General features: G+C 64.5%; 18 protein-coding genes. 11 read left to right on the top strand and 7 right to left on the bottom strand.

What is annotated here, in order from left to right; translation table 11 throughout:
- Positions 1-10: 10 nt before the first annotated feature.
- The 6 genes from fba to OWC48_RS19980 all read left to right on the top strand — a co-directional run bounded on the left by fba (position 11) and on the right by OWC48_RS19980 (position 5,380).
- Entirely contained in the window at positions 11-1,096 is a 1,086-nt protein-coding gene (gene fba, locus OWC48_RS20005) for a class II fructose-bisphosphate aldolase (protein ID WP_282521494.1), read from the top strand.
- Positions 1,097-1,127: 31 nt separating this feature from the next.
- Entirely contained in the window at positions 1,128-2,588 is a 1,461-nt protein-coding gene (locus OWC48_RS20000; RefSeq protein ID WP_282521493.1) for a form I ribulose bisphosphate carboxylase large subunit, read from the top strand.
- An 11-nt stretch (positions 2,589-2,599) separates the two neighbouring features.
- Entirely contained in the window at positions 2,600-3,007 is a 408-nt protein-coding gene (locus OWC48_RS19995; RefSeq protein ID WP_282521492.1) for a ribulose bisphosphate carboxylase small subunit, read from the top strand.
- Positions 3,008-3,104: 97 nt separating this feature from the next.
- On the top strand, positions 3,105-4,040 hold the full coding sequence (gene cbbX, locus OWC48_RS19990) for a CbbX protein (RefSeq protein ID WP_282521491.1): 936 nt from the start codon (positions 3,105-3,107) through the stop codon (positions 4,038-4,040).
- Positions 4,037-4,774 carry a ribulose-phosphate 3-epimerase gene (gene rpe, locus OWC48_RS19985; RefSeq protein WP_282521490.1) on the top strand — a complete coding sequence of 246 codons (738 nt, stop codon included), beginning with the start codon at positions 4,037-4,039 and terminating at the stop codon, positions 4,772-4,774. The genes cbbX and rpe overlap by 4 nt, the downstream gene beginning before the upstream one ends.
- A 393-nt stretch (positions 4,775-5,167) precedes the next feature.
- Positions 5,168-5,380: a hypothetical protein gene (locus OWC48_RS19980; RefSeq protein ID WP_028148245.1), complete on the top strand. Its 213-nt coding sequence runs from the start codon at positions 5,168-5,170 to the stop codon at positions 5,378-5,380.
- Positions 5,381-5,411: 31 nt separating this feature from the next.
- Here OWC48_RS19980 and OWC48_RS19975 read toward each other — a convergent pair whose 3' ends face one another.
- A complete protein-coding gene (locus tag OWC48_RS19975; protein WP_282521489.1) occupies positions 5,412-6,248 on the bottom strand; it encodes a universal stress protein in 837 nt (278 codons plus the stop codon).
- A gap of 210 nt (positions 6,249-6,458) precedes the next feature.
- Between OWC48_RS19975 and OWC48_RS19970 the strand changes: the two genes are divergently transcribed.
- Positions 6,459-7,994, top strand: coding sequence for a Do family serine endopeptidase (locus tag OWC48_RS19970; RefSeq protein WP_282521488.1), 1,536 nt, complete (start codon positions 6,459-6,461; stop codon positions 7,992-7,994).
- A gap of 271 nt (positions 7,995-8,265) precedes the next feature.
- Positions 8,266-8,628 (top strand): hypothetical protein, encoded by a 363-nt coding sequence (locus OWC48_RS19965; RefSeq protein WP_028148242.1) that lies wholly within the window; start codon positions 8,266-8,268, stop codon positions 8,626-8,628.
- Positions 8,629-8,640: 12 nt separating this feature from the next.
- Here OWC48_RS19965 and OWC48_RS19960 read toward each other — a convergent pair whose 3' ends face one another.
- Entirely contained in the window at positions 8,641-8,952 is a 312-nt protein-coding gene (locus OWC48_RS19960; RefSeq protein ID WP_282521487.1) for a DUF6496 domain-containing protein, read from the bottom strand.
- Positions 8,953-9,020: 68 nt separating this feature from the next.
- A complete protein-coding gene (locus OWC48_RS19955) occupies positions 9,021-9,215 on the bottom strand; it encodes a DUF3072 domain-containing protein (RefSeq protein ID WP_063984955.1) in 195 nt (64 codons plus the stop codon).
- A gap of 115 nt (positions 9,216-9,330) precedes the next feature.
- Between OWC48_RS19955 and OWC48_RS19950 the strand changes: the two genes are divergently transcribed.
- Positions 9,331-9,552, top strand: coding sequence for a hypothetical protein (locus OWC48_RS19950; protein ID WP_282521587.1), 222 nt, complete (start codon positions 9,331-9,333; stop codon positions 9,550-9,552).
- 18 nt (positions 9,553-9,570) lie between these two features.
- Positions 9,571-9,756 (top strand): hypothetical protein, encoded by a 186-nt coding sequence (locus OWC48_RS19945; protein WP_282521486.1) that lies wholly within the window; start codon positions 9,571-9,573, stop codon positions 9,754-9,756.
- A gap of 98 nt (positions 9,757-9,854) precedes the next feature.
- Here the strand turns inward: OWC48_RS19945 and OWC48_RS19940 are convergent, their stop codons facing one another.
- Complete coding sequence (locus OWC48_RS19940) at positions 9,855-10,100, bottom strand: hypothetical protein (RefSeq protein WP_028148238.1); 246 nt, start codon at positions 10,098-10,100, stop codon at positions 9,855-9,857.
- 96 nt (positions 10,101-10,196) lie between these two features.
- On the bottom strand, positions 10,197-10,454 hold the full coding sequence (locus OWC48_RS19935) for a hypothetical protein (RefSeq protein WP_166350479.1): 258 nt from the start codon (positions 10,452-10,454) through the stop codon (positions 10,197-10,199).
- A gap of 140 nt (positions 10,455-10,594) precedes the next feature.
- On the opposite strand from OWC48_RS19935, the gene OWC48_RS19930 reads away from it, so the two are divergent.
- A complete protein-coding gene (locus OWC48_RS19930; RefSeq protein ID WP_282521485.1) occupies positions 10,595-10,816 on the top strand; it encodes a hypothetical protein in 222 nt (73 codons plus the stop codon).
- 90 nt (positions 10,817-10,906) lie between these two features.
- Here the strand turns inward: OWC48_RS19930 and OWC48_RS19925 are convergent, their stop codons facing one another.
- Positions 10,907-12,397, bottom strand: a complete 1,491-nt coding sequence (locus OWC48_RS19925) for an HWE histidine kinase domain-containing protein (RefSeq protein WP_282521484.1) — start codon at positions 12,395-12,397, stop codon at positions 10,907-10,909.
- 14 nt (positions 12,398-12,411) lie between these two features.
- Positions 12,412-18,705 carry a HAMP domain-containing protein gene (locus tag OWC48_RS19920; RefSeq protein ID WP_282521483.1) on the bottom strand — a complete coding sequence of 2,098 codons (6,294 nt, stop codon included), beginning with the start codon at positions 18,703-18,705 and terminating at the stop codon, positions 12,412-12,414.
- Positions 18,706-18,711: the final 6 nt, after the last annotated feature.

Here is an 18,711-nt window from a genome sequence, read left to right as displayed (position 1 = left end):
AGGAACTTTCGTGGCCCGTATCACCCTTCGTCAGCTGCTCGATCACGCCGCCAGCCACGGCTATGCGGTGCCGGCGTTCAACATCAACAACATGGAGCAGGGTATTGCGATCATGCAGGCCGCGGCCGAGGTCGATGCGCCCGTGATCATCCAGGCCTCGCGCGGCGCACGCAGCTATGCCGGCGATCTCATGCTCTCGCACATGATCGACGCGCTGGAGCGGACCTATCCGGACATTCCGCTCTGCATGCACCAGGACCACGGCAATGACGAGGCGACCTGCGCCAGCGCCATCGCCCATGGCTTCACCTCGGTGATGATGGACGGCTCGCTCAAGGCCGACGCCAAGACCGCCGCCGATTACGACTACAATGTCGCGATCACCCGCCGCGTCGTCGATCTCGCGCATTGGGTGGGCGCCTCGGTCGAAGGCGAGCTCGGCGTGCTCGGCTCGCTCGAGCATGGCGGCGGCGAGCAGGAGGACGGCCACGGCGTCGAGGGCAAGGTCAGTTACGACCAGCTCCTCACCGATCCCGACCAGGCCGTCGACTTCGTCCGCGCCACCAAGGTCGATGCGCTCGCGATCGCGATGGGCACCTCGCATGGCGCCTACAAGTTCAGCCGCAAGCCTGATGGCGACATCCTGGCGATGCGGGTGGTCGAGGAGATTCACCGCCGCCTGCCGAACACGCATCTCGTGATGCACGGCTCCTCTTCGGTGCCGCAGCCACTCCAGGACATGTTCAATCAGTTCGGCGGTGAGATGCCGCAGACCTGGGGCGTGCCGGTGGAGGAGATCGTCCGTGGCATCAAGAGCGGTGTGCGAAAGGTCAACATCGACACCGACTGTCGCCTGGCGATGACCGCGGTGTTCCGCAAGGTCGCCGCGCAAACGCGCTCCGAGTTCGATCCGCGCAAATTCCTCAAGCCTGCGATGGATGCGATGCGCGAGCTCTGCCGCGATCGCTTCGAGCAGTTCGGCACCGCGGGCCACGCCGGCAAGATCAAGGTCATTCCCTTGAGCGAGATGGCGCGGCGTTATCGCGCCGGCGAGCTCGACCCGCGCATCGGCACCCGTGAGCCGGTCGCCGCCTAATCATTCAGAGAGAGAAGAGCAGGAGAGAGCCATGAATGCACACGCAGGAACTGTCCGCGGCAAAGAGCGCTATCGATCTGGCACGATGGAATACGCGCGCATGGGCTATTGGGAGCCCGACTACACGCCGAAGGACACCGATGTCATCGCGCTGTTCCGCGTGACGCCGCAGGAGGGCGTGGACCCCATCGAGGCGTCAGCGGCGGTTGCCGGCGAATCCTCGACCGCGACCTGGACGGTGGTGTGGACCGATCGCCTGACCGCTGCGGAGAAGTATCGCGCAAAGTGCTACCGCGTCGATCCGGTGCCCGGCACGCCGGGCTCGTACTTCGCCTACATCGCCTACGACCTCGACCTGTTCGAGCCGGGTTCGATCGCCAACCTCTCGGCCTCGATCATCGGCAACGTGTTCGGCTTCAAGCCGCTGAAGGCGCTGCGTCTGGAGGACATGCGCTTCCCGGTCGCCTATGTGAAGACGTTCCAGGGCCCGGCGACCGGCATCGTGGTCGAGCGTGAGCGGCTCGACAAGTTCGGCCGGCCGCTGCTGGGCGCGACGGTGAAGCCGAAGCTCGGCTTGTCCGGGCGCAACTATGGTCGCGTGGTCTACGAGGCGCTCAAGGGCGGGCTCGACTTCACCAAGGACGACGAGAACATCAACTCGCAGCCCTTCATGCATTGGCGTGACCGCTTCCTCTATTGCATGGAGGCCGTGAACCGCGCGCAGGCGGCGTCCGGCGAGGTGAAGGGCACCTACCTGAACATCACCGCGGGGACGATGGAGGACATGTACGAGCGCGCGGAGTTCGCGAAAGAGCTCGGGTCGTGCATCGTCATGATCGATCTCGTGATTGGCTACACCGCGATCCAGTCCATGGCGAAATGGGCACGACGCAACGACATGATCCTGCATCTGCATCGCGCCGGTCACTCGACCTATACCCGGCAGAAGAGCCACGGCGTGTCGTTCCGCGTCATCGCGAAGTGGATGCGGCTCGCCGGCGTCGACCACATCCATGCCGGCACGGTGGTCGGCAAGCTCGAAGGCGATCCCAACACCACGCGCGGCTATTACGACGTCTGCCGCGAAGACTTCAATCCGACCAAGCTCGAGCACGGGCTGTTCTTCGACCAGTCCTGGGCCAGCCTGAACAAGATGATGCCGGTCGCCTCCGGCGGCATCCATGCCGGCCAGATGCACCAGCTGCTCGATCTCCTTGGCGAGGACGTCGTGCTGCAATTCGGCGGCGGCACCATCGGCCATCCCATGGGCATTACGGCTGGCGCGATTGCCAACCGCGTGGCGCTCGAGGCGATGATCCTCGCCCGCAACGAGGGGCGCGACTACGTCCATGAAGGTCCGGAGATCCTGGCCAGGGCAGCCGAGACCTGCACGCCGCTGAAGGCTGCGCTCGAGGTCTGGAAGGACGTCACCTTCAACTATCAATCGACCGACACGCCGGACTTCGTACCGACCGCGCTGGAAACCGTTTGAGGAGTTTTGACATGAAACTGACCCAGGGCTGCTTCTCGTTCCTGCCTGATCTGACCGACGACCAGATCACCAAGCAGGTGCAGTATTGCCTGACCAATGGCTGGGCGGTGAATATCGAGTTCACCGACGATCCGCATCCCCGCAACACCTATTGGGAGATGTGGGGCCTGCCGATGTTCGACCTCCAGGACGCCGCCGGCGTGATGATGGAGCTTGCCGAATGCCGCAGGGTTTACGGCGACCGCTACATCCGCATCAGTGGATTCGACTCCAGCCATGGCTGGGAATCGGTGCGGATCTCGTTCCTCGTCAACCGCCCGCCGCAGGAAGCCGAGTTCGAGCTGGTGCGGCAGGAGGTGGGCGGACGCGTGATCCGCTACACCACCGTGCGCCGGCCGGCCGCGCACGCGTCGACCTAGTCACTCCTCTCCGCGCGGAGCACTCCCTGCTCCGTTTCCTTGGCGGACCACTGCTTCGCCGCTGCCCCGCGGCGAAGCTCTTTTCTTCGAGGTGCCGATGCTTGATGTCCCTCATGCGACGACCGCTGAAACGAGCGAGACCAGTTTCGATCTCCGCAAGGAGGCCGAGGCGGCCGGAATCACAGACACACTGCAACAGCTCGAGCAGGAGCTGATCGGCCTCCGGCCGGTCAAGAACCGCGTGCGCGAGATCGCGTCACTGCTGCTGATCGAGCGCATCCGCCAGCGTGCGGGGCTGGCATCGTCGCCACCGACGCTGCACATGTCGTTCACCGGTAATCCCGGCACGGGCAAGACCACGGTTGCGCTGCGCATGGCGAAGATCCTGCACGGCCTCGGTTTCGTGCGGCGCGGGCAGGTGATCTCGGTGACGCGCGACGATCTCGTCGGCCAGTATATCGGCCATACCGCGCCGAAGACGAAGGAGATATTGAAGAAGGCGATGGGCGGCGTGTTGTTCATCGACGAGGCCTACTATCTGCACCGGCCCGACAACGAGCGCGATTACGGCCAGGAGGCGATCGAGATCCTGCTCCAGGTGATGGAGAACCAGCGTGAGGACCTCGTCGTGATCCTCGCCGGCTATGGCGAGCGGATGACGAGCTTCTTTGCCTCCAACCCGGGCTTCCGTTCGCGCATCGCCCATCACATCGACTTCCCGGACTATGCCGAAGCCGAGCTGCTGGTGATCGCCGAGCTGATGCTGAAGGAGCGCGGCTATCGCTTCTCGGCCGCCGCGCGCGAGGCGTTCGAGACATACATCGCGCTACGCCGGACCCAGCCGTTCTTCTCCAATGCGCGCTCGATCCGCAATGCGGTCGATCGTATCCGCCTCCGGCAGGCCGATCGCCTGGTGTCCGATCTCAACCGGATGCTCGATGTCGTCGATCTCGAGACGATCGATCCGACGGATGTCCTTGCGAGTCGCGTTTTCAGCGGTGGTGCGGACGCGCAGAGGAGTGCGACGCCATGACGGGAGAAATCCTCATTGCGCCTTCGATCCTGGCCGCAGATTTCGCGCGCCTCGGTGAGGAGATCAGGGCTATTGATGCTGCCGGTGCCGACTGGATCCACTGCGACGTCATGGACGGACACTTCGTGCCGAACATCAGCTATGGCGCCGACGTCATCAAGGCGATCCGGCCGGCGACGGCGAAGATCTTTGACGTGCATCTGATGATCGCGCCTGTTGATCCCTATCTGGAGGCGTTCGCAAAGGCAGGCGCCGACGTCATCACGGTCCATGCCGAAGCCGGCCCGCATCTGGACCGCTCGCTCCAGGCCATCCGCGCGCTCGGCAAGAAGGCTGGTGTCAGCCTGTGTCCGGCTACACCGGAAGCCGCGATCGAATACGTGCTTGATCGTCTCGACCTCGTGCTGGTGATGACGGTCAATCCCGGTTTCGGCGGCCAGTCTTTCCTCGACTCCCAGATCGAGAAAATCAGGCGCATTCGAAGCATGATCGGCGGCCGGCCGATCCGGCTCGAGGTCGATGGCGGCATTACGCGCGACAATGCCGCCGCCGTGGCTGCCGCGGGCGCCGACACCCTCGTGGCTGGATCGGCCGTGTTCCGCGGCAAGAGCAGCGCGGATTATGCGGTCAACATCGCCGCCATCCGCGCTGCTGCGGAAGCCGGCAGGGTTCCGAAGCTGCAACATGGTTCGGCACAGACGATCCGGGCCGGCGAGACCGCGCTCACCCGGTAGAATACGGCATACAGGCGTGGCAGAGCCGGCGTCGCACTGGTCGTGCCTTGGCGTGCCACTTCTGTCCGGGGTTCTACAGGGCATGCGGCACAGCGCGGCGGGCCTTCCTCGCGCGAGAGTTCTGCGCAGAAATGCAGGGCAATTTCATCGGGTGGCCGGAATCGATCGAACGGTATCTTGATCTGATCTGCATCTCCGTCGCGCGCCGGCGCTACGTCCAGCCAATGAGTTCCACGTGGAGTCGTCCGAGAGGAACCAACGGGGGCCTGCGCGTTTTCCAGACGTTAACCCAGGTTGCGCGGGGCGCTTCGCATGCAGTAAATGTTTTGCATATCCGCCATCGGCCTGACGTAAATCAGGGCAATAGGCTCAGTGAATGCGAGGGAGGGTCTCATGGAGAACGTACGTCGCTACCGGGCGCTGGCGTCTCTCTGTCGTCAGCAGGCGGCCTATCGGCCGCTTCAGAACTGGCAACTCCTTGGCCAAGCCGAACATTTCGAATATCTCGCCGAGATTGCGCTGAAGGCGCATTTCGACGCGTGCAATGCGCAACCCGAGGACGACGCCATCGCCACTGCGCCATTTGAGACTCCCGCTGCGGCGTGAGGGCGTCGGTCCGTTGCGGATCATCTCTCGATCAATGCGACATCAGCGTCGGGACCGTCATGGCTTCCAGCATGGCGCGGGTGACGCCGCCGAGGAAGCGTTCCTGCAACCGCGAGTGGCCGTAGCCGCCCATGACCAGGAGGTCGAGGCTCTCGTCGGCGGCCAGCGACAGGATGGTCGGCTGGATGTCGGCGCGTGCCGCCGACAGGCTGACCGTGCGGGTCGACAATCCGCGCCGTCCGAGGTGTCTTGCCAGATGGCTTGCCGAGACCTCGTCGGGAACGGCGTCGGCTTCGTTGATCGTGATGATCACGATCTCCTCGGCGCGGGCCAGCAAGGGAGCGGCGTCGCGCATCGCGCGGGCGGCGAGGCGGCTGCCATCCCAGCAGATGCCGATCCGGTTCGCCTTGACTGGCCCACGAAAGGTGTAGGGCAGGAACAGCACTGGTCCGCCCGCCTGGAACAGGATCTCGCCGGGCATATCATTGTCGAATGAGCCTTGCGCCGGATCGGGCTGCAGCACGATGCTGAGATCGTGGAGCCGCGCCATCTCGCCGAGCGAGCCGGCTGCATCCGCCGGGATTGCGCCGAGCGGGTGGCAGGTGCAGGAGATGCCGGCGCTCCTGGCTTCGCTCTGAAATATCGCCAATGCGGCCTCGGCCCGCTCCAGCGCGCGCTCGCGCTCCATCTCGAATACGGCCGCTACGGCGGCACCGCCATCCATGACGTAGGCAGTGCTGCTCGCAACGTACCCGACGGCGACCGCGTCGATGTGCGCGTTGAGTCTCGCCGCGAGCGAGATCGAGCCGTCGATCACCGCGTGCATCGGGCGCTCGGTCGGGATGTGGACGAGAATGTCTTTGTACATGGCGTGCCTCCGATGGACATCATCCAGTGGCCGCAGTCTATCACTGCGCACGTGGCCTGTGTTGAGCCGCATCAAATATGCAGCCCTGATTTTCGGCCGGGCCGCTGGCCGCGGCACCTTTGCCAAGATTTAATCGGACGGACGGGACGCCGTAAGGTGACGATGTCCATGTTGGGTGCAAGGCGACTTACCCAACATGGACATTTCGACATGAACGATCGCGTCAATTCCGACACCACCACGACCCGCAAGATCTTGAAGCCGCGCCGGCTTGCGCTGCTGGGCACCGTGGCCGCGCTTGGCGTGGCCGTGCTGGCTGCCTCTCCCGCTTCGTCGCAGTTCGGTCTGAACTCCTTCGTCGCGCCGGCCCAGGCCGCGGAAGCCGCCGCGACCCCGCCGGGCTTCGGCGATCTCGTCAGCAAGGTCAAACCCGCCGTCATCTCGGTGCGGGTCAGGATCGACCAGGACAATGACAAGAGCGCGATGCTGCAACAGAACCGGATGGATTCGGACGAAGATTCGCCGTTCGACCAGTTTTCGCGGCAGTTCGGCTTCCGCGGCCCGGGTGGCATGAACGGCATGCCGCGCCAGCGCCACCAGATGATCACGGGCGAGGGTTCCGGCTTCTTCATCTCCGCCGACGGCTATGCCGTGACCAACAACCACGTCGTCGATCACGCCGAGTCGGTACAGGTGACCATGGATGACGGCACGAGCTACACCGCGAAGGTGGTCGGCACCGATCCGAAGACCGATCTCGCTCTGATCAAGGTCGAGGGCAAGAAGGACTTCCCGTTCGTCAAATTCTCCGACCAGAAGCCGCGGATCGGCGACTGGGTCGTCGCGGTCGGCAATCCCTTCGGCCTCGGCGGCACCGTGACCGCCGGCATCGTCTCGGCCAACGGTCGCGACATCGGCAACGGTCCCTATGACGACTTCATCCAGATCGACGCGCCGATCAACAAGGGCAATTCCGGCGGTCCGGCCTTCGACATGAACGGCAATGTGATCGGCGTGAACACCGCGATCTTCTCACCCTCCGGCGGTTCGGTCGGTATCGGCTTCGACATTCCGGCTTCCACCGCGAAGCTCGTCGTCGCGCAGCTGAAGGACAAGGGCTCGGTCACCCGCGGCTGGCTCGGCGTCCAGGTGCAGCCGGTGAGCGCCGAGATCGCCGACAGTCTCGGCCTCAAGGAGGCGCGGGGCGCGATCGTGGACAATCCGCAGGACGGCAGCCCCGCGGCGAAGGCCGGCATCGAGGCGGGCGACGTCATCACCGCCGTCAACGGTACCGCGATCAAGGACTCCCGCGATCTCGCCCGCACCATTGCCACCCTGGCGCCGGGCACCTCCGTGAAGCTCGACGTCTTCCACAATGGCGCGAGCAAGACGGTGACGCTCGCCCTCGGCGAGTTGCCGAACGAGCGGCAGGCCAAGGCCGGCGAGGGCAAGGCGCAGCCGAACACCGGCACGCCGCGCCTCGGTCTCAGCCTGGCGCCGGCCGGCGACGTCCAGGGCGCGGGCCAGAAGGGCGTCGTCGTCACCGAGGTCGATCCGCAGGGACCCGCCGCGCAGCGCGGCATCCAGACCGGCGACGTCATTCTCAATGTCGGCGGCAAGGCCGTCGCCAATGTCGGCGACGTCCGCTCCGAGCTGGCGCAGGCCAAGTCATCCGGCAAGAACAGCGTGCTGTTGCAGGTGAAGAGCCAGGAAGCGACGCGGTTCGTCGCGGTGCCGCTAGCGTAAGCCTCGCGCTTCCTGCGGCAAACTCAAAAGGCGGCCTGCGGGCCGCCTTTTTCGTGCACGTCTGGAAGATTCCCACAGACGCCGATAACATTCTCGTTAACGGCAGTCTTGATGACGGGTTCGTCCGAAAAAGCCGCGTTCGCTCGTCACAGTTCGGAATCGCGTGTTGGGCTTTGGCGTCAATGAAGACGCCCAGGCGAATTGCAGGAGTGGAACCTCGAACGCCCGGCCCTCTTGTGGAACCGGTGGTTCGCATTTGATCGGTGCCGACATGGATCGATTGAAGCTCTCGCTGAGGTGTGCGCTGCTCGTGGCGCCGCTTGTTCTGACGACCGGAAGCGCCTTGGGGCGCGACGATGGCCGTTACGCCAACTCGCCCCTGAAACCCTGGTTCGACAGCTTGCGCAGCCATCTCGGGCCCTGCTGCTCGGATGCAGATGGCTTTGCTGTTTCCGATCCCGATTGGGAATCGCACGATGGGCACTATCGCGTGCGGCTCGACGGGCAGTGGGTGGACGTGCCTGATGAGGCCGTCATCACGGAGCCAAACCGGGCTGGCCACACCATGGTGTGGCCGGTGAAGACTGCGTTCGGGATTTCGATCCGCTGCTTCATGCCGGGCAGCATGATCTGACTCGGGTCGGCGCTACCGCTTGCTGGATTTGCGCTTCGAGGTCTTCTTCGTTTTCTTGGTCGTCTTCTTGGTCGTCTTCCTGGTCGTCTTCTTGGCCGTCTTCTTTTTGGAGGTCTTTCGCTTCGACGCTTTCTTCGGGATCTTCTTGCCCTTCGCGCGCGCTTCCGACAGACCGATTGCGATCGCCTGCTTGCGACTCTTCACGCGTCCGCCACGACCGCCGGGGCCGCTTTTCGCGGTGCCCTTCTTGTAACGACGCATCTCGCGCTCGACATCGCTGCCGGAGCTGCGTGAGTAGCGGCGCTTCTTTGCCTTGCGTGCCATCAACTCTCTCCCTTGGCCCGGGGAAAGAACCGCATCACTGACCCAACGTTCCAAGCGCGGCGCTCTCCTCAGAAGGAGTTCGCCAACTCGATCTCGTCTTCCAGCGCTCGAATGCGGCGCGCAGCCTCAGTGGAGGACAGAGCCCGATCGTATTGAGTGGGCTGATAGGCCTCCTCGCTCAGACGCTTCAGCCTCAGCCCCTGTGCGCGCGTCATCTGCTCCGCGAGGAAAACCCTGGCGTCGTATTTACCCTGAACCTGCATCTGACCTCTCCGTTCTCAAATCGTGACTTGACTATATGTTCTTATTTTGTTCTAACAAGCCATGGACAACAGAATTAATGAAATTCGACGCAAAATCAGCGCCTTGAGGCTCGAAATGGCCGGCATCGAGGTGTCTGTACGCGACCTCGTCAATCGCGACCGCGACTGCACAGAAAAGGCCCTGGCGCAGATGGATATGCGCCGGAAAATCAACCTGCTGATCGGCGAATGGAAGGCGGCCGGTGGCGGCGATGTCTTGCCTGACGTCCGCGAGCGGGTACGCCTTCGTCCTGCAACGACATCCGGCAGTCCGCTGCGCGTGATCGCGCGCCGCTGAGAATTTTGGGAGCGTGCGGTGGAGGAAGACCCGGACACGTACCGGATTCTAAAACTGCGCGCCGAAATTCTCGAACTCGGCTCCGCTATCCGGCAATTGCAGCGCGAGGGTCTCGACGATGCCGCAGCGCAGCTCCTGATCGCACGCAAACGTGCACAGCTCGAGCATCTCGTGAAGGCGAATGCTGCGGGACGGCCGCCTTAGCGATGTGACGCTGGAAGGATTCCCAATCCAGCTCCAAACTCCAGCTCCAAAGCGAAAGGCCCCGCGTCGCCGCGAGGCCTTTGATTGTCGGCCGGAGATCACTTGGTGTTGCTCATCCCGCCCTTGTTGTTCGTCATGGTGCCCCCTTGGTCTGAGCCGGGGCCAGAACCACCTTGACCGGAGGGATCAGCGCCCTTGGAGGACTTGGTGTTGGCGCCTGTGGTCTGCGACGAGGACATCGAGGATCCCTGCTTGGCCTTGTGCGACTTGGCCTGCGCGGCGAACGGAGCGGCGGCGAGGCCGGTTGCCAACATCACGGTGAGAGCGAGCTTGGTGGTTTTCATGCGTGGGAACTCCCTGGGTTGAATTGACGCAGGCAGCCAACCGCCATTTGCCGCAGGAGTTCCGAATGAAAGCGCTCGGCGCGCGTCACGCGCGCTTCAAAATTCCTTGTCCTCGGCGAGGATGAACACCAGGCCCGTGAGCGTCGCGCCGATCGCGAACGTCGTCACCAGTGTGATGATGAAGACCATGGCGGCCGAATGCCCGCCGTGGTTCAGCAAATTCGCGACCGCCGGATTGAACAGGACGACGGCGAGACCGAAGACAAGGCCGAGGGCTGCGCCCATCATCGCATGCGTCATCAGCTTGATGACGCCGGTCGGAGAGATGAGGCTCGGCGACTTTTTCCCGCGCATGGAACCGCCTCGCGGTGTGGCATAAAACGCGCACGACGATTGCGGGTTCCATTCTCATGACGATTTTGTCATTCCCCGCTTCATCCGACGTTCATGGCGGTCTTGCGAGGATGAATGCCATCAACACGGGAACATTCGATATGGGTAAGGTCGTCTTTCTCTATCGCTCGCTGGCCTATCGCAACGCCGCTGCGGACATGCTGCGCAAGGCGCGCAGGCTGCCGCGCGGCGCCGAGCGGAGCGCAGCCCGCCGTTACGCGCGGGCGCTGCGCGAGCTTTCGCAAACGGAAGCCTGGCTGGAAGGACGTGTCGCTGACGAACCGCAGGCGATGCAGCCGATGAGGGTCGCTGCGGCGCGCTAGAGCATTATCGTTTCTGAGGGAATCAGAACCGAGGCTCCGGATTCTCGCTTTCACGCGCTTTCCTCGGAGCCCACTTCGCTCGCAAACGCTCTAGCCTGAGGCCCGCTGAAGGGGTTCGGACGGAGCCGCGTCGAACTTGCTCGCGGCCGCCGGCGCTACGGTCTTCCGCGTCAGAGGCACCTCGAGCCGGCACAACAGGCCTTCGGCACGCCAGTCGAACTCCGCCTGTCCGCCGAGTTGCGATTCCACACTGGCAAGCAGGCTCCGCGTGCCGAAGCCACGGGATTTCGGCGTCCTCACCAGCGGACCGCCGGTTTCGTCCCAGGTCAGTGTGAGGTGGTCGTCCTCGACCTGCCAGCCGATCGCAAGCCGCCCCGACCGCGTCGAGAGCGCGCCATATTTCGCCGAGTTGGTGAAGAGCTCATGCAGCGCCAGCGCCAGCGTCTGCGCTGTCGCCGGCACCAGCTGAACTTTCGGACCGGCCAGCTTGATCTGGCCGCCGAGCGAGTAGGGCGCGAGCTCCTCGTCGATCAGCCTCGAGAGTTCGGCGCCCTGCCAGCTCGACAGCGACAGGATCGTGTGCACGCGCGCCAGCGCGTTGATGCGCCCCTCGACGGCGTTGACGTAAGCCTTGACCTCGTCGGCGCGGGTGAGGCGCACGATCGATTGCGCCAGCGCCAGCGCATTCTTGGCGCGATGATCCACCTCGCGCGCAAGCAGGTTTTGTCTCTCTTCCGCGCGTTTGCGTTCGGTGATGTCCACGGTGACGCCGCTCACGCGTACCACGCGGCCGCCCTGGTCCACTGTCGCGGCTGCCGTGCCGACGCACCAGCGCACCTCGCCATCGGGCCGGCTGACGCGAAACTCGCCTTCATAGGCGTGCGCGCCGGTATTGAACGCGGCAATCGCCTGGCCGAACTGGTCGACGTCATCAGGGTGCAGCAGCGCCTGGATGTTGGCTGAGGTGACATTGAAGGTCTCCGGCGTCACGCCGAAGATGCGGTACTGGCCTTCGTCCCACATCCAGTCGCCGTTGACCCAGTCCCAATCCCAGGATCCCATCTTGCCGGCGGCGATCGCCATGCTGCGCCGCTCCTCGCTCTCGCGCAGCTTCGCGGTGGAATTCTCCAGTTCGGCCGTGCGTGCGCGAACGCGGTCCTCGAGCTCCTGGTTAAGCCGTTCGAGCTCGCGGGTCTTGCGGTAGAGTTCGGCAAACACCTTGATCTTGGCGCGCAGCACCTCCGGCACGACCGGCACCGGCACGTAATCGACCGCGCCCATCTCGTAGCCGCGCAGGCGGTCGATGTCGCTGACCTGAATGGCCGAGATGAAGATCATCGCGGTCTTCTGGAAGCGAGGGTGCTCGCGGATCATCGCGGCGAGCTCAAAGCCGTCGAGCTCGGGCATGCAGACGTCGACCAGGATCACCGCGATCTCGGTCTTGAGCAGCACCTCCAGCGCCTCGCGGCCCGATGATGCGATCACGAGGTTCTCGCCGAGTTCCTTCAGGATCACCTCGTAGGCGAGCAGCTTGGCCGGCTGGTCGTCGACGAGGAGGATGTTGACCTTTTCGTGGTCCATTCGCGGATCCAAACTCACCGGTGCAGCCACATGCGGATCGCAAGCAGCAATTGATCGGTGTTGACGGGTTTGGCGAGGTAGTCGGACGCACCGGCTTCCAGGCATTTCTCACGGTCGCCCTTCATCGCCTTGGCGGTCAGCGCGATGATCGGAAGGCGGGCGAAGGCCGGATTTTCGCGAATGACGCCGATGGTCTGATAGCCATCCATCTGCGGCATCATGATGTCCATCAGCACAATGGCGATCTCCGGATTGGATTCGACCAGCGTCACCGCCTCGCGGCCGGTCGTGGCCGTCAGCACCTTCATGCCCCGCCGTTCCAGAACGCTCGACAGCGCGAAGATGTTGCGGGCGTCGTCGTCGACGAGCAGGGCGGTCTTGCCGATCAGGTCTTCGTCGGAACTGTTCAGCTTCTCCAGCATGCGCTGCTTCTCGACCGGCAGTTCCGTGATCACGCGATGCAGGAACAAGGCGGTCTCGTCGAGCAGGCGCTCCGGCGATTCCACGCCCTTGACCACGATGCTGCGCGCCATGGTGTGGAGTTCCGCATCCTCCTCCGCCGAGAGCTCGCGGCCGGTGAAGACCACCACCGGAACGTTCGACAGGCTCTCGTCGTTGCGGATCTGGTCCAGCACCTCGAAGCCGCTCATGTCGGGCAGCCGCAGGTCGAGCACCACGCAATCGCAGGGTGCCTCGCGCAGCGTCGAGAGCGCGCCGGCGCCGGTGTCCGTCGTCACGATCTCGATGTCGTCGTGATGCAGCAGCTCGCGGATCGAGAGCTGCTCGGCCTCGTTGTCCTCGACGATCAGGAGCCGCTTGCGCCGCGGCCGCGCATATTCCTTGATCTGCGTCAGCGCGGCTGAGACGCCCTCGGTCGTGGTCGGCTTGTTGACGAAGGAGAAGGCGCCGCGGGCCAGCGCATGCTGCCGGTCCTCGTCGAGCGTGATGATCTGCACGGGGATGTGGCGTGTCAGCGGATTGTGCTTGAGCTGGCTCAGCACCGTCCATCCCAGCATGTCAGGCAGGAACACGTCGAGCGAAACGGCCCGCGGCTGATACTGCTTGGCAAGCTCCAGCGCCTCCGCACCGCGCGCGGCGACCAGAACCTTGAAGCCTTTGTCGCGAGCGAGATCGACCAGCACGCGGGCATAATGCGGATCGTCCTCGACGATAAGCAGGATGGTGTCGCCGGGTTCGAGATTGAGCCTGTCGTCGGCAATCTGCTCGATGACGCGCTGCTGTTCGGGCGCGGCCGCTTGCAACGCCGGTGGCTGACTGTACTGCTGCGGCGCGGGCGCACGCGGCGCGAGCGTCGGGCCGGAATATTTCAGCGGCAGATAGAGCGTGAAGGACGAGCCCTTGCCGGGCGCGCTGCGCAGATGGATCTCGCCGCCGAGCAGGCTTGCGAGCTCGCGGCTGATCGCAAGTCCGAGACCGGTGCCGCCATATTTGCGGCTGGTGCCGGCGTCGGCCTGCTGGAACGCCTCGAAGATCAGCTTCTGCTTCTCCAGGGGAATGCCGATGCCGGTGTCCGTCACTTCGAACGCGATCACCGCCGGCGCGGAGTTCAGCACCGGATGATCCGTGCCCCAGCCGCCAACCGCGGCGACGACCTTCAGGCGCACCTCGCCTTCGGCGGTGAATTTGAAGGCGTTGGAAAGCAGGTTCTTGAGGACCTGCTGCAGGCGCTTGGAGTCGGTGACGATGCTGCGCGCAAGGTTCGGGTCGACGTCGATCTTGAACGACAGGTTGCGGTTTTCCGCCTCGTGCCGGAACGGCCGCCCGACGGTCTCGAGCAGGTTCGCAGTCAAAATCTCCTCGGCGTCGACCGTCACCGTGCCGGATTCGATCTTGGAGAGATCCAGGATGTCGCTGATGAGGTTGAGCAGGTCGGTTCCGGCGCCATGGATGGTGCGGGCGAACTCGACCTGCTTGGCCGAGAGGTTGCCATCCGGATTGTCTGTGAGCTGCTGTCCCAGGATCAGGATCGAGTTCAGCGGCGTGCGCAGCTCGTGGCTCATATTGGCGAGGAATTCGGACTTGTACTTCGAGGTCAGTGCGAGCTCGGTCGCCTTTTCCTCCAGCGCGCGGCGGGCCTGCTCGATTTCCTGGTTCTTGCGCTCGACCTCGACGTTGCGCTCGGCGAGCTGCTGCGCCTTCTGCTCGAGCTGGTCGTTGGTCTGCTGCAATTCGCGCTGCTGGGTCTGGAGCTCGCCGGCGAGCTGCTGCGACTGCTTGAGCAGGCCTTCGGTCTGCATCGTCGCCTCGATCGAGTTGAGCACGATGCCGATGGAGTCGGTAAGCTGCTCGAGGAACGTCATCTGCGAGGTCGTGAACGAGGTCAGCGAGGCGAGCTCGATCACCGCCTTGACCTGGCCTTCGAACAGCACCGGCAGCACGACGAGGTTCTTTGGCGCGACGCGGAACAGCGCCGAGTTGATCGGCACCACGTCGGGTGGAATGTCGGCGATGACGCGCGGCCGTCTGTCGAGGGCGCATTGGCCGATCAGGCCGTCGCCGAGCGGGAGCACGCGCTGATAGGGATAGACGCCGTCGCCGGCATAGGAGGCGAGCAGCAGGAGCCGCGGACTATCCTCGTTCTCGACCTGGTAGATCACGCCGGTATGGGCGTTCACCAGGGGGGACAATTCGGTCAGCAGCAGCCGGCCGACGGTGGTGAGATCGCGCTGGCCCTGGAGCATGTTGGTGAATTTCGCGAGGTTGGTCTTCAGCCAGTCCTGCTCGGTGTTCACGTCCGTCGTGAGACGGAGGTTCGTGATCATCGTGTTGATGTTGTCTTTCAGCTCGGCGAGCTCGCCGCGGGCATCGACTTGGATCGACGGGGTGAGGTCGCCCTTGGTCACGGCGGTCGCGACTTCCGCGATCGCGCGCACCTGCGAGGTGAGGTTGGCCGCGAGCAGGTTGACGTTGCCGGTGAGGTCCTTCCAGGTGCCGGCCGCGCCGGGCACGTCGGCCTGACCGCCCAGCCGTCCTTCGACGCCGACCTCGCGCGCCACCGACGACACCTGATCGGCGAAGGTCGCGAGCGTCTCGGTCATGTTGTTGATGGTGTCGGCGAGCGCCGCCACTTCGCCCTTCGATTTCACGGTGAGATTTTGTTTCAAATCACCGTTCGCAACCGCGGTCACCACCTTGACGATGCCGCGGACCTGCTCGGTCAGGTTCGCCGCCATGAAGTTGACGGTGTCGGTGAGGTCCTTCCAGGTGCCGGCCACACCGGGCACCTGGGCCTGGCCGCCGAGCTCGCCTTCGGTACCGACTTCGCGCGCGACGCGGGTGACTTCGCCGGCAAACGCGTTGAGCTGGTCCACCATGGTGTTGATGGTGTTCTTCAGCTCGAGGATTTCGCCCTTCACGTCCACGGTGATCTTGCGGGACAAGTCGCCGCGCGCGACGGCGGTGGTGACCTCGGCGATGTTGCGGACCTGCGTCGTGAGGTTCGCGGCCAGCAGGTTGACGTTGTCGGTGAGATCCTTCCAGGTGCCGCCGACGCCGGGCACGACGGCCTGACCGCCGAGCCGGCCTTCGGTGCCGACTTCGCGCGCCACGCGCGTCACTTCGGCCGCGAACGAGCGGAGCTGCTCCACCATCGTGTTCAGGGTGTCCTTGAGCAGCAGGATCTCGCCGCGCACGTCCACCGTGATCTTCTTCGACAGGTCGCCGCCGGCGATCGCGGTCGCGACCTCGGCGATGTTGCGGACCTGGGCCGTCAGGTTCGAGGCCATGAAGTTGACGTTGTCGGTGAGGTCCTTCCAGGTGCCGGCAACGCCGGGCACTTCGGCCTGGCCGCCGAGCTTGCCCTCGGTGCCGACCTCGCGCGCCACGCGCGTCACTTCGCCGGCAAAGCCGTTGAGCTGGTCCACCATGGTGTTGATGGTGTTCTTCAGCTCGAGAATTTCGCCCTTCACGTCCACGGTGATCTTGCGGGACAAGTCGCCACGCGCCACGGCGGTGGTCACTTCGGCGATGTTGCGGACCTGTGCGGTGAGGTTGCCCGCCATCGAGTTCACGCTGTCGGTGAGATCCTTCCAGGTGCCGGCGACGCCGGGCACGTTGGCCTGACCGCCGAGGCGGCCTTCGGTGCCGACCTCGCGCGCGACGCGCGTCACCTCGCCCGCGAAGCGGTTGAGCTGGTCGACCATCGTGTTGAGCGTGTCTTTCAGCTGAAGGATCTCGCCGCGCACGTCCACCGTGATCTTGCGCGAGAGGTCGCCGCCAGCGATGGCGGTTGCGACCTCGGCGATGTTTCGGACCTGTGCGGTGAGGTTGCCCGCCATCGAGTTGACGTTGTCGGTGAGATCTTTCCAGGTGCCGGCGACACCCGTCACCTGCGCCTGACCACCGAGCTTGCCTTCGGTGCCGACCTCGCGGGCGACGCGCGTGACTTCGCCGGCGAAGGCGTTGAGCTGGTCGACCATGGTGTTGAGCGTTTCCTTCAGCTGAAGGATTTCGCCCGACACGTTCACCGTGATCTTCTTCGACAAGTCGCCCTTCGCAACGGCGGTGGCGACCTCGGCGATGTTACGGACCTGGCCGGTCAGGTTCGAGGCCATCGAGTTGACCGAGTCCGTCAAGTCCTTCCAGGTACCGGCGACGCCGCGCACTTGGGCCTGCCCGCCGAGCTTGCCTTCGGTGCCGACCTCGCGCGCGACGCGGGTGACTTCGCCGGCGAAGGCGTTGAGCTGGTCCACCATCGTGTTGATAGTGTCTTTCAGCTCCAGGATTTCGCCGCGCACGTCCACGGTGATCTTCTTCGACAGATCGCCGCCCGCGACCGCCGTCGTCACCTCGGCGATGTTGCGGACCTGTGCGGTCAGGTTCGACGCCATCGAGTTGACGCTCTCGGTGAGGTCCTTCCAGGTGCCGGCGACGCCGAGCACGTTGGCCTGACCGCCGAGCCGCCCCTCGGTGCCGACCTCGCGCGCGACGCGCGTGACTTCGCCGGCAAACGCATTGAGCTGGTCCACCATGGTGTTGAGCGTTTCCTTCAGCTGAAGGATCTCGCCCGAGACGGTCACCGTGATCTTCTTCGACAAGTCGCCGCCGGCGATGGCGGTCGCGACGTCGGCGATGTTGCGGACCTGCGCGGTCAGGTTCGACGCCATGAAGTTGACGTTGTCGGTGAGGTCCTTCCAGGTGCCGGCCACACCTGGCACCTGGGCCTGGCCGCCGAGCTTGCCCTCGGTGCCGACCTCGCGCGCCACGCGGGTCACTTCGGAGGCGAAGGCGTTGAGCTGGTCCACCATCGTGTTGATGGTGTCCTTCAATTCCAGAATTTCGCCGCGCACGTCCACTGTGATCTTGCGGGACAAGTCGCCGCGCGCCACGGCGGTGGTCACATTGGCGATGTTACGAACCTGTGCGGTAAGGTTGCCGCACATCGCGTTGACGGAGTCCGTCAGATCCTTCCAGGTGCCGGCGACGCCGGGCACGATGGCCTGGCCGCCGAGCTTGCCGTCGGTGCCGACCTCGCGCGCCACGCGCGTCACTTCGGAGGCGAAGGAGCGCAGCTGGTCCACCATCGTGTTGATGGCTTCCTTGAGCTGAAGGATCTCGCCGCGGACGTCGACGGTGATCTTCTTGGACAAGTCGCCGTTGGCGACCGCGATCGTGACCTCGGCGATGTTGCGAACCTGGTTGGTCAGGTTGTTCGCCATCGAGTTGACGCTCTCGGTCAGATCCTTCCAGACGCCGGTCACCTCAGGCACCTGGGCCTGGCCGCCGAGCTTGCCTTCGGTGCCGACCTCGCGGGCCACGCGCGTCACCTCGGAGGTGAACACGCCGAGCTGCTTGATCATGGTGTTGACGATGGTCGCCGACTGCAGGAATTCGCCGCGCAGCGGGCGGCCGTCGACGTCCAGCTTGACGGTCTGGAGCAGGTCGCCTTGCGCCACCGCCGCGACCGCGCGCGTCACTTCGCGCGTCGGCCACAGCAGATCGTCGATCAGCGTGTTGACGGAGCCTTCCATGTCGGCCCAGGAGCCGCTGGCAAGGCCGAACTTCACGCGCTGGCGGGTCTTGCCCTCGCGCCCCACGACCTGACCGACCAGCTCGAGTTGCTGCGCCATGCGCTGGTTGGCGGCGATGATTTCATTAAAAGTGTCGGCGATCTTGCCGTCGATGCCGAGATAGTCCCCGCTCATCCGCACCGAAAAATCGCCGCTGCGCATGGCCTGCAAGACAAGCAGCAATTCCGGCCGGGAATCCGGGTCCGACATACCGTTGTTTTTTGGCTTTGGAACGCGACGACCGGAGCGTGATGCAGTTCCGGGATCGAGGTCGCTCATACTGAT

The sequence above is a fragment of the Bradyrhizobium sp. Arg816 genome, from assembly GCF_029989365.1.
GTDB lineage: Bacteria > Pseudomonadota > Alphaproteobacteria > Rhizobiales > Xanthobacteraceae > Bradyrhizobium.
The sequence above is the reverse complement of the archived record's forward strand: the minus strand, read 5'-3'. Positions and strand labels throughout refer to the sequence as shown.

Excerpts from the sequence above, each read along its gene's own strand:
- OWC48_RS19950 (WP_282521587.1), top strand. The coding sequence starts at position 9,331 with ATGGCCGGCATCGAGGTGTCTGTACGCGACCTCGTCAATCGCGACCGC.
- OWC48_RS19965 (WP_028148242.1), top strand. The coding sequence starts at position 8,266 with ATGGATCGATTGAAGCTCTCGCTGAGGTGTGCGCTGCTCGTGGCGCCG.
- OWC48_RS20000 (WP_282521493.1), top strand. The coding sequence starts at position 1,128 with ATGAATGCACACGCAGGAACTGTCCGCGGCAAAGAGCGCTATCGATCT.
- OWC48_RS19940 (WP_028148238.1), bottom strand. The coding sequence starts at position 10,100 with ATGAAAACCACCAAGCTCGCTCTCACCGTGATGTTGGCAACCGGCCTC.
- OWC48_RS19970 (WP_282521488.1), top strand. The coding sequence starts at position 6,459 with ATGAACGATCGCGTCAATTCCGACACCACCACGACCCGCAAGATCTTG.
- OWC48_RS19920 (WP_282521483.1), bottom strand. The coding sequence starts at position 18,705 with ATGAGCGACCTCGATCCCGGAACTGCATCACGCTCCGGTCGTCGCGTT.
- OWC48_RS19930 (WP_282521485.1), top strand. The coding sequence starts at position 10,595 with ATGGGTAAGGTCGTCTTTCTCTATCGCTCGCTGGCCTATCGCAACGCC.
- OWC48_RS19980 (WP_028148245.1), top strand. The coding sequence starts at position 5,168 with ATGGAGAACGTACGTCGCTACCGGGCGCTGGCGTCTCTCTGTCGTCAG.
- OWC48_RS19955 (WP_063984955.1), bottom strand. The coding sequence starts at position 9,215 with ATGCAGGTTCAGGGTAAATACGACGCCAGGGTTTTCCTCGCGGAGCAG.
- OWC48_RS19995 (WP_282521492.1), top strand. The coding sequence starts at position 2,600 with ATGAAACTGACCCAGGGCTGCTTCTCGTTCCTGCCTGATCTGACCGAC.
- OWC48_RS19935 (WP_166350479.1), bottom strand. The coding sequence starts at position 10,454 with ATGCGCGGGAAAAAGTCGCCGAGCCTCATCTCTCCGACCGGCGTCATC.
- OWC48_RS19975 (WP_282521489.1), bottom strand. The coding sequence starts at position 6,248 with ATGTACAAAGACATTCTCGTCCACATCCCGACCGAGCGCCCGATGCAC.
- OWC48_RS19960 (WP_282521487.1), bottom strand. The coding sequence starts at position 8,952 with ATGGCACGCAAGGCAAAGAAGCGCCGCTACTCACGCAGCTCCGGCAGC.
- OWC48_RS19925 (WP_282521484.1), bottom strand. The coding sequence starts at position 12,397 with ATGGACCACGAAAAGGTCAACATCCTCCTCGTCGACGACCAGCCGGCC.
- rpe (WP_282521490.1), top strand. The coding sequence starts at position 4,037 with ATGACGGGAGAAATCCTCATTGCGCCTTCGATCCTGGCCGCAGATTTC.
- cbbX (WP_282521491.1), top strand. The coding sequence starts at position 3,105 with ATGCTTGATGTCCCTCATGCGACGACCGCTGAAACGAGCGAGACCAGT.